The 7,113-nt window shown below is 63.6% G+C and carries 4 protein-coding genes; 3 read left to right on the top strand and 1 reads right to left on the bottom strand.

Annotated elements, in window-relative coordinates:
• The first annotated feature begins 512 nt into the window (after window positions 1-512).
• Complete coding sequence (locus tag QPK27_RS24855) at window positions 513-1,967, top strand: methyl-accepting chemotaxis protein (protein WP_290420834.1); 1,455 nt, start codon at window positions 513-515, stop codon at window positions 1,965-1,967.
• Window positions 1,968-2,018: 51 nt separating this feature from the next.
• On the opposite strand, the gene QPK27_RS24850 is transcribed toward QPK27_RS24855, so the two are convergent.
• A complete protein-coding gene (locus QPK27_RS24850) occupies window positions 2,019-2,477 on the bottom strand; it encodes a MarR family winged helix-turn-helix transcriptional regulator (protein WP_290420833.1) in 459 nt (152 codons plus the stop codon).
• 198 nt (window positions 2,478-2,675) lie between these two features.
• Here QPK27_RS24850 and QPK27_RS24845 point away from each other — a divergent pair, with 198 nt between their 5' ends.
• Both QPK27_RS24845 and QPK27_RS24840 read left to right on the top strand, forming a co-directional pair.
• Window positions 2,676-4,319 carry a DUF418 domain-containing protein gene (locus tag QPK27_RS24845; RefSeq protein WP_290420832.1) on the top strand — a complete coding sequence of 548 codons (1,644 nt, stop codon included), beginning with the start codon at window positions 2,676-2,678 and terminating at the stop codon, window positions 4,317-4,319.
• Complete coding sequence (locus QPK27_RS24840) at window positions 4,316-6,715, top strand: penicillin acylase family protein (RefSeq protein WP_374047119.1); 2,400 nt, start codon at window positions 4,316-4,318, stop codon at window positions 6,713-6,715. The genes QPK27_RS24845 and QPK27_RS24840 overlap by 4 nt, the downstream gene beginning before the upstream one ends.
• Window positions 6,716-7,113: the final 398 nt, after the last annotated feature.

Genomic DNA, 7,113 nt, shown 5'->3' with positions numbered 1-7,113 from the left:
AGGTTATCGTCAGGCTAGTTATATAGAAAAAGCCCGCTCAATGATTTGAGCGGGCTTTTTTGCGTTCTGCGTCCCAAAGTCAATCCGCAGGCATTTCCCTATGTACTTCGACGACGGACCGAGCGCTTCGCAGCAGGGTCATCAGCCGTCGAGCATGAGCTGCGCAATCTATACCAAATTTCGTACAACAACATGAAGCTTGCCTTCATTTGTGGGTCATTTGCGTAAACGCATCAATGTAAAGAGCAATTCGCACAAATAATAGTGCTTTCCGTCCAGCATCAACCGTGCGCTGGTAGCAACTCTTTATAATCCGTCCTCCATGCATTTTTGCGAATTGGTTTATCACCTTTAGCAACAATCTATTACTCTCATTGAAATTCCCAATAATGAATAAACTTTCCACACTCAGCACCAGGGCGAAGCTCGGGATAGGGTTCGGCCTGGTCGGTATCCTCATCGTCATTCTCGCCGTGATTGCGTGGCGCGGGTTGGGAAATGTCGGTCGGGAGATGACTGCGCAAAACACCGTGCGCGTCACGCAACTCGAGCGCCTGTACGAACTGCGCGAATCGCTGGCCCAGACCGGTCTGGCGGCGCGTAACGCATTCATCTTCCCCAACGATACCAATGCCAAACGCGAGTTGGCCCTGCTGGATGAGCACAGAGCGCACTATCTGCAAGAACTGGAAGCGCTGACTCCGCTGTTCGCCGGCAATGCCAATTTCGCGAAAATGCGCGAAGGCCTGCTGCAGATGGCGCATGAATTGAATCGCCCGCGCCAATACCGCGACGCCGGACAGATGACCGAATACGGCGCCTTCCTGGTCAACGAATGCAGTCCGCTGCGCCGTCGCAACGTGCAGGACATCGACCGCGTCATCAAGGAGGTGCAAAAGCATGTGGAGCAGGGCACCGCTTCCGCCCAGGAGGCGATCGCCACCGCCCAGGGCACGATCGTGTTTGTGACGCTGGCCGCCGTCGTCCTGAGCGTGGTGGTCGGTAGCGCGATCACCGCGCATCTGCTGCGCCAGCTCGGCGGCGAGCCGGTCGAAGTCAATCGCATCGCCACGGCAATTGCCTCGGGCGATCTGACCGTCGATGTCGAAGTTGGCGCGAAAGATGAAGCGAGCGTGATGCACGCCATGCGCGAGATGCGCTTCAGCCTGCAGACCATCGTTGCACAAGTACGCGGCGGCACCGACATGATCGCCACGGCATCGAGCGAAATCAGCGCCGGCAACGATGACCTGTCGATGCGTACCGAAGAGCAGGCGAATTCGCTCGGCCATACCGCCAGCTCGATGAAAGAACTCGCTTCGGTTGTCGAGCAAAATACCTCGCATGCGCGCCACGCCAACTCCCTGGCCGCCTCGGCCAGCGCCGTCGCGCGCAAAGGTGGCGACGTGGTCAACGCCGTGGTGGATACGATGCAAGAGATCAATGCATCGTCACGCAAGATCTCCGAGATCATCAGCGTCATCGATGGCATCGCCTTCCAGACCAATATCCTGGCCCTGAATGCGGCGGTGGAAGCCGCCCGTGCCGGCGAGCAGGGCCGCGGTTTCGCGGTCGTGGCCAGCGAAGTGCGCAATCTGGCGCAGCGTTCCGCAACCGCGGCGAAGGAAATTTCTGCGCTGATCGGCGCATCGGTCAGCCAGGTTGACGCGGGCACCAAGCTGGTGGAGCAGGCGGGCGTGACGATGAACGACATCGTCAGCAGCGTGCAGCACGTCAGCGGCATCATCGCCGAGATCACTGCCGCCACCGAAGCGCAGCATGTCGGTATCCAGGAGGTCAATCACGCCGTCGACCAGATGGACATCGTGACCCAGCAAAACGCCGCCCTGGTCGAACAGGCAGCGGCAGCGGCGGCCTCTCTCAAGGATCAGGCCAACAACCTGCTCAACACCGTGCGCGTATTCCGCCTGGAAGGCGACGCGTCGCTGCTGCGCATCGCTGCCTGACGGCGCCATGCGACAACGCCGGCTTGACCGGCATCCTCCAACAACGCCGGCTCAGCCGGCGTTGTCGTTCAGGCTCTTGCGCAGGCTGACCAGCTGGTCGCGCAGCGACGACACTTCGTCCACCGAGCACTGAGTCGCGCACAATACCGCCGGCATGATCTCGGCAGCTTCTTTCCTGAGGCTGTTGCCCTGTTCGGTCAGGCTGATGATCACCTGCCGTTCATCGCTGCGCGCGCGGACACGCTGCACCAGCCCCTGCGCCTCCATGCGCTTGAGCAGTGGGGTCAGTGTTGCCGAATCGAGGAACAGCCGTTCGCCGATATCGGACACGGTCAGCTGATCCTGTTCCCATAACACCATCATCACCAGATACTGCGGGTAAGTAAGTCCAAGCTTCGGCAACAGGCCGCGGTAGACGCGCATCATCGCCAGAGAGGTCGAGTACAGCGCGAAGCACAGCTGGCTGTCCAATTGGGGTGCTGCGACAGAGGGTTCGGTAGTCGATTTCATCGGTCCAATATAGATCGCACGCAAGCTAATTGCAAGCGATGGTAGCGCATTGCCGAGCTGCCGACAGGCTCATGCAAAATAACTAAGCGCCGCGCAAACAACGTTTCGAGAGCGTCTTTTTGCATTTCGTCGCATGGTCAGCACCGCCCATGCACGGCCGGACTACGATCTCCAGACTGACATCGATAGGGGATGGAAATGGACAAGCCAGCAGCAGCAGCGGCGTTGACGCCCGTGGCGAGCAACGAACGCATCCAGTCACTCGACGTCGTCCGCGGGTTTGCCCTGATCGGCATCCTGGTGATGAACGTCGAGTTCTTCAACCGCGCCACGGCGTCGATCGGCTCGGGCATGCAGCAGGGACTGAGCGGCGCCAACCTGTGGGTCAGCTACTTCGTCCAGTACTTCGTCACCGGTAAGTTCTGGACCATCTTCTCGCTGCTGTTCGGAATGGGCTTCGCCGTGATGCTGACCCGCGCCGAACGCGCCGAGCGCAGCTTCCTGGTGCCCTATATGCGCCGCATCGCGGCGCTGGCGGTGTTCGGGACACTGCACCATATCTTCCTGTTCGCGGGCGACATCCTGGTCAGCTACGCCGTCGGCGCCTCGGCCCTGCTGATCGTGCTGTATGGCCGCGCCAAATGGATCCTGCTGGCCCTGGTCCTGTGCATCGGCGCCGGCTTCATCCCCGGTATGAACTGGCTGTTCGGCATGGCCGGCGGCCTGGCGTTCTTCGGCGTGGCCGCCTGGTGGCTGCGCGGCGACCAGCGCCTGAAACGCTTCGGCCAGCCGCCGGTGATCGGCTTCATCCTGATGCTGTTCGGCGCGATCGCACTGGTTGCCGGCGCGGTGTGCTGGGCGGTGCCGGACGCGCCGCGCGAAGCGCGCTTCGCCATGCCGGCACTGGGCTTCGCGCTCACCGTGCTCGGTTATTTCACCAAGCGCTACCACGCGGACAAGCCGGGACGCCCGTGGCGCCTGGGTGTCGGCATCTACTGCTTCATGTTCTTCATGATGACCGCGGCCGGCGCTTCGCAGTACTTCTTCCCGCAGCAGCAACAACCTACCGTGACCCAGGAAGCGATCAAGAAAGAGAAGGAAGAAGAGGCCGAACGGGCCAAGGCGCGCATGGAACGCGAACAGCGGATCAAGGAAGAGACCGCGGCGCTGAGCAAGGGCGCCTACCGCGAGGTGGTAGCCCTGCGCGCCGGCCGCTTCGCCGAGCATGCGCAAGGCGAGGTCGGTTTCGCCGCCATCCTGATCGGCATGTTCCTGATCGGTACCTGGTTCGTCCGCGCCGGCATCATGGAGCGCGCCCAGGCGCACCTGCCGCTGTTTCGCAAGCTGGCCCTGTTCGGGATCCCGCTTGGCGTCGGCATGGGCCTGATCGGTTCGACCATCGCCATGCATCCGATTCCCGGTTCGCGCGGCGCCGACGGCTGGCAGTTCGCATCCGGCCTGCAAATGCTGGGCAACCTGCCAGCCTCGATCGGCTACGTCAGCCTGGTGGTCCTGATGCTGTACAGCGCGTCGCCGCTGAACAGGGTCAAGGTGCTGGCGCCGTTTGGCCGCATGGCGCTCACCAATTACCTGACCCAGTCGCTGGCGGCGTCGACCTTCTTCTTCGGCTACGGCTTCGGCAACTGGGGCGTTTCGCGCGTCGACCAGATGTTGTTCGTGGTGGTGCTGGCCGCGCTGCAGATCGTGTTCAGCCACCTGTGGCTGTCGCGCTTCCGATATGGCCCGATGGAGTGGCTGTGGCGCGCCGTCACCTACTGGACCATCCCGCCGATGCGCATCAAGCAGCAAGCGCCCGTGGCCGCCGCGGCGACGGCGGCGTGAGGGGCCCGGCCTGCCTCGGCGCGGCGCTGCTGGCCTGCGCCGCGCTGCCCGCAGTTGCCCAGCCCCTGGGCGCGCCAGTGGCAGTCGCCGGCCTGGCCAAGCCGGCGCGCATCGTGGTCGACAAGTGGGGCGTGCCGCACATCTATGCGGCGAGCCAGGACGACGTCTTCTTCGTCCAGGGTTTCAATGCCGCGCGCGATCGCCTGTTCCAGATCGACCTGTGGCGCCGCCGCGGCCTGGGGCAACTGGCATCGGTGTTCGGCCCAGCCTACGTGGAGCAGGACCGGGCCGCGCGCCTGTTCCTGTACCGCGGCGCGATGGCGCCTGAATGGCAGGCCTATGGCAAGGACGCCGAGCGCACCAGTGCGCGCTTCGTGGCCGGCATCAACGCCTATATCGACCACGTCGCGCGCCGACCGGAACTGCTGCCGTTCGAATTCCGCCAGCTTGGCTACCAGCCGGCCAGGTGGCGCGCCGAGGACGTGGTGCGCATCCGCAGCCATGGCCTGACGCGCAACCTGACCCACGAGTTCGCGCGGGCGCGCATGGTGTGCCGCGCAGGCGCCAACGGCCTGGAAGCGGACGCCGTCCGCGCCAGACTGTCGCCGGCGTGGACCACGCGGGTGCCGGAAGGGCTCGATCCCTGCCTGCCCGACGATGCGCTCGAGGTGTTCCAGCGCGCCACCGATCCGGTGCGGTTTTCGCGCCGCGCGCAGCTGGCGGCGCACACGGACCCGGCGCCGATCGTGCCGCTGCCTGACGCAGCCACGCTCGAAGGCAGCAACAACTGGGTGCTGGCGCCGTCGCGCACCGCGACCGGGCGGCCGATCCTGGCCAACGATCCGCACCGCGCCTATGGCGCGCCGTCGCTGCGCTACATCGTGCACCTGAATGCGCCGGGTCTGGACGTGATCGGGGCCGGCGAGCCGGCGCTGCCGGGTGTGTCGATCGGGCATAACGGCAAGGTCGCGTTCGGGCTGACCATCTTCAGCATCGACCAGGAAGATCTGTACGTCTATCACACCAATCCCGCCAATCCGAACCAGTACCGCTACGGGAACGGATGGGAAGACTTCCGCATCATGCGCGAACGGGTCGAAGTGCGCGGGCGGCCGGCCAGCGTGGTCGAACTGCGCTTCACACGCCACGGACCGGTGATCTACCAGAACGCCGGCAAGCGGCTGGCGCTGGCGGTGCGCACCGCATGGAACGCGCCCGGCATGGCGCCGTACTTCGGCAGCATCGACTACATGAAGGCGCAGGACTTCACGCAGTTCCGGCGCGCGATGCGGCGCTGGGGCGCACCGACCGAAAACCAGGTCTATGCCGACACCGCCGGGAACATCGGCTGGGTGACGGGCGGGCTGGCGCCGATCCGCCCCAACTGGGATGGCCTGATGCCGGTGCCGGGGGATGGCCGCTACGAGTGGAAGGGCTTCCTCGACGGCGCCCGGCTGCCGTATGCCTACAACCCGAAGCAGGGCTGGTTCGCGTCGGCCAACGAGATGAACCTGCCGGGCGACTATCCGTATCGCGAGCACAAGCTCGGTTTCGAGTGGCCGGACAATGCGCGAGCGCGCCGTATCGCCGAAGTGCTCACCGCGACACCCAAGGCCAGCATGGAAGACATGGAGCGGCTGCAGAACGACGTGGTGTCGCTCAACGCGAAGCGGCTGGTGGCGCTGCTCGGACGCCTGTCGTCGCCGGACCGCGATACCCAGGCGGCGCTGCGCCTGCTGGGCGCATGGGACGGCGAGGAGAAGGCGACGTCGGCGGCTGCCGCCTTGTATGAAGTATGGTGGTCGCGCCACTTGGGCAATGCGTTCAAGACGGCGGTGCTGGCGCCGGAACTGGCGGCGGCGATCGATGCGCCGCATGCGAGCGTGCTGATCGACGCGCTCGAGCAGCCGGCTTCGCGCTTCGGCGCGGACGCGCTACGCAAACGCGATGCGGTGTTGTTGAACAGCCTGGCGGCGGCGTGGGCCGAAATGCGGTCGTTGCAGGGAAGCGATCCGCAGCGCTGGCAATGGGGCAAGCTGCACTTCAGCATGTTCGTGCATCCGATGGCGCCGATCCTCGACAGCGCTGGCCGCGCCCAGGTGAATGTCGGACCGCTGCCGCGCGGAGGAGGGCTGCATACTGTGAACGTGTCGGGCTACCACGCGGACAACTTCTGGCAGATCCATGGCGCGTCGTTCCGCATGGTGCTGGATGTCGGCAACTGGGACAACTCGCGGGCAATCAACACGCCCGGACAGTCGGGTGATCCGGGCAATCCTCACTATCGCGACCTGGCGGCCAGCTGGGCGGAGGGGAAGTATTTCCCGTTGCTGTACTCGCGTGAGGCAGTGGAAAAGGCAGCGGGGCAGGTGATCGAACTTGTTCCGGCGAAGTGAGGCGAAGGCTCTTGCAACGGCGCGTGGGGTTTGCTATAGTTCGCCTCCGCTTCGGCACNCTGTACTCGCGTGAGGCAGTGGAAAAGGCAGCGGGGCAGGTGATCGAACTTGTTCCGGCGAAGTGAGGCGAAGGCTCTTGCAACGGCGCGTGGGGTTTGCTATAGTTCGCCTCCGCTTCGGCACTGACCCAAAAGTGTTAACGTAATCAAGTAGTTACGTTGGCAAAGGTTCACAGAGAAATCTGAGTCGAAGCAAACAAGGGGTTGACGAAGATCGCGAAACACTGCATAATCTCACTCCTCTGCTGCTGACGAACACAACGATTCGAAGCAAACAGCAGATGCAGTACCGAATAAGGTTCTTTAAAAATTAACAGTCGATAAGTGTGGGCGTTTGAT

This window comes from Massilia sp. YIM B02443, from assembly GCF_030411955.1.
GTDB lineage: Bacteria > Pseudomonadota > Gammaproteobacteria > Burkholderiales > Burkholderiaceae_D > Telluria.
This window is presented reverse-complemented; position numbering and strand designations above follow the sequence as displayed.

Excerpts from the sequence above, each read along its gene's own strand:
- QPK27_RS24855 (WP_290420834.1), top strand. The coding sequence starts at position 513 with ATGACTGCGCAAAACACCGTGCGCGTCACGCAACTCGAGCGCCTGTAC.
- QPK27_RS24850 (WP_290420833.1), bottom strand. The coding sequence starts at position 2,477 with ATGAAATCGACTACCGAACCCTCTGTCGCAGCACCCCAATTGGACAGC.
- QPK27_RS24845 (WP_290420832.1), top strand. The coding sequence starts at position 2,676 with ATGGACAAGCCAGCAGCAGCAGCGGCGTTGACGCCCGTGGCGAGCAAC.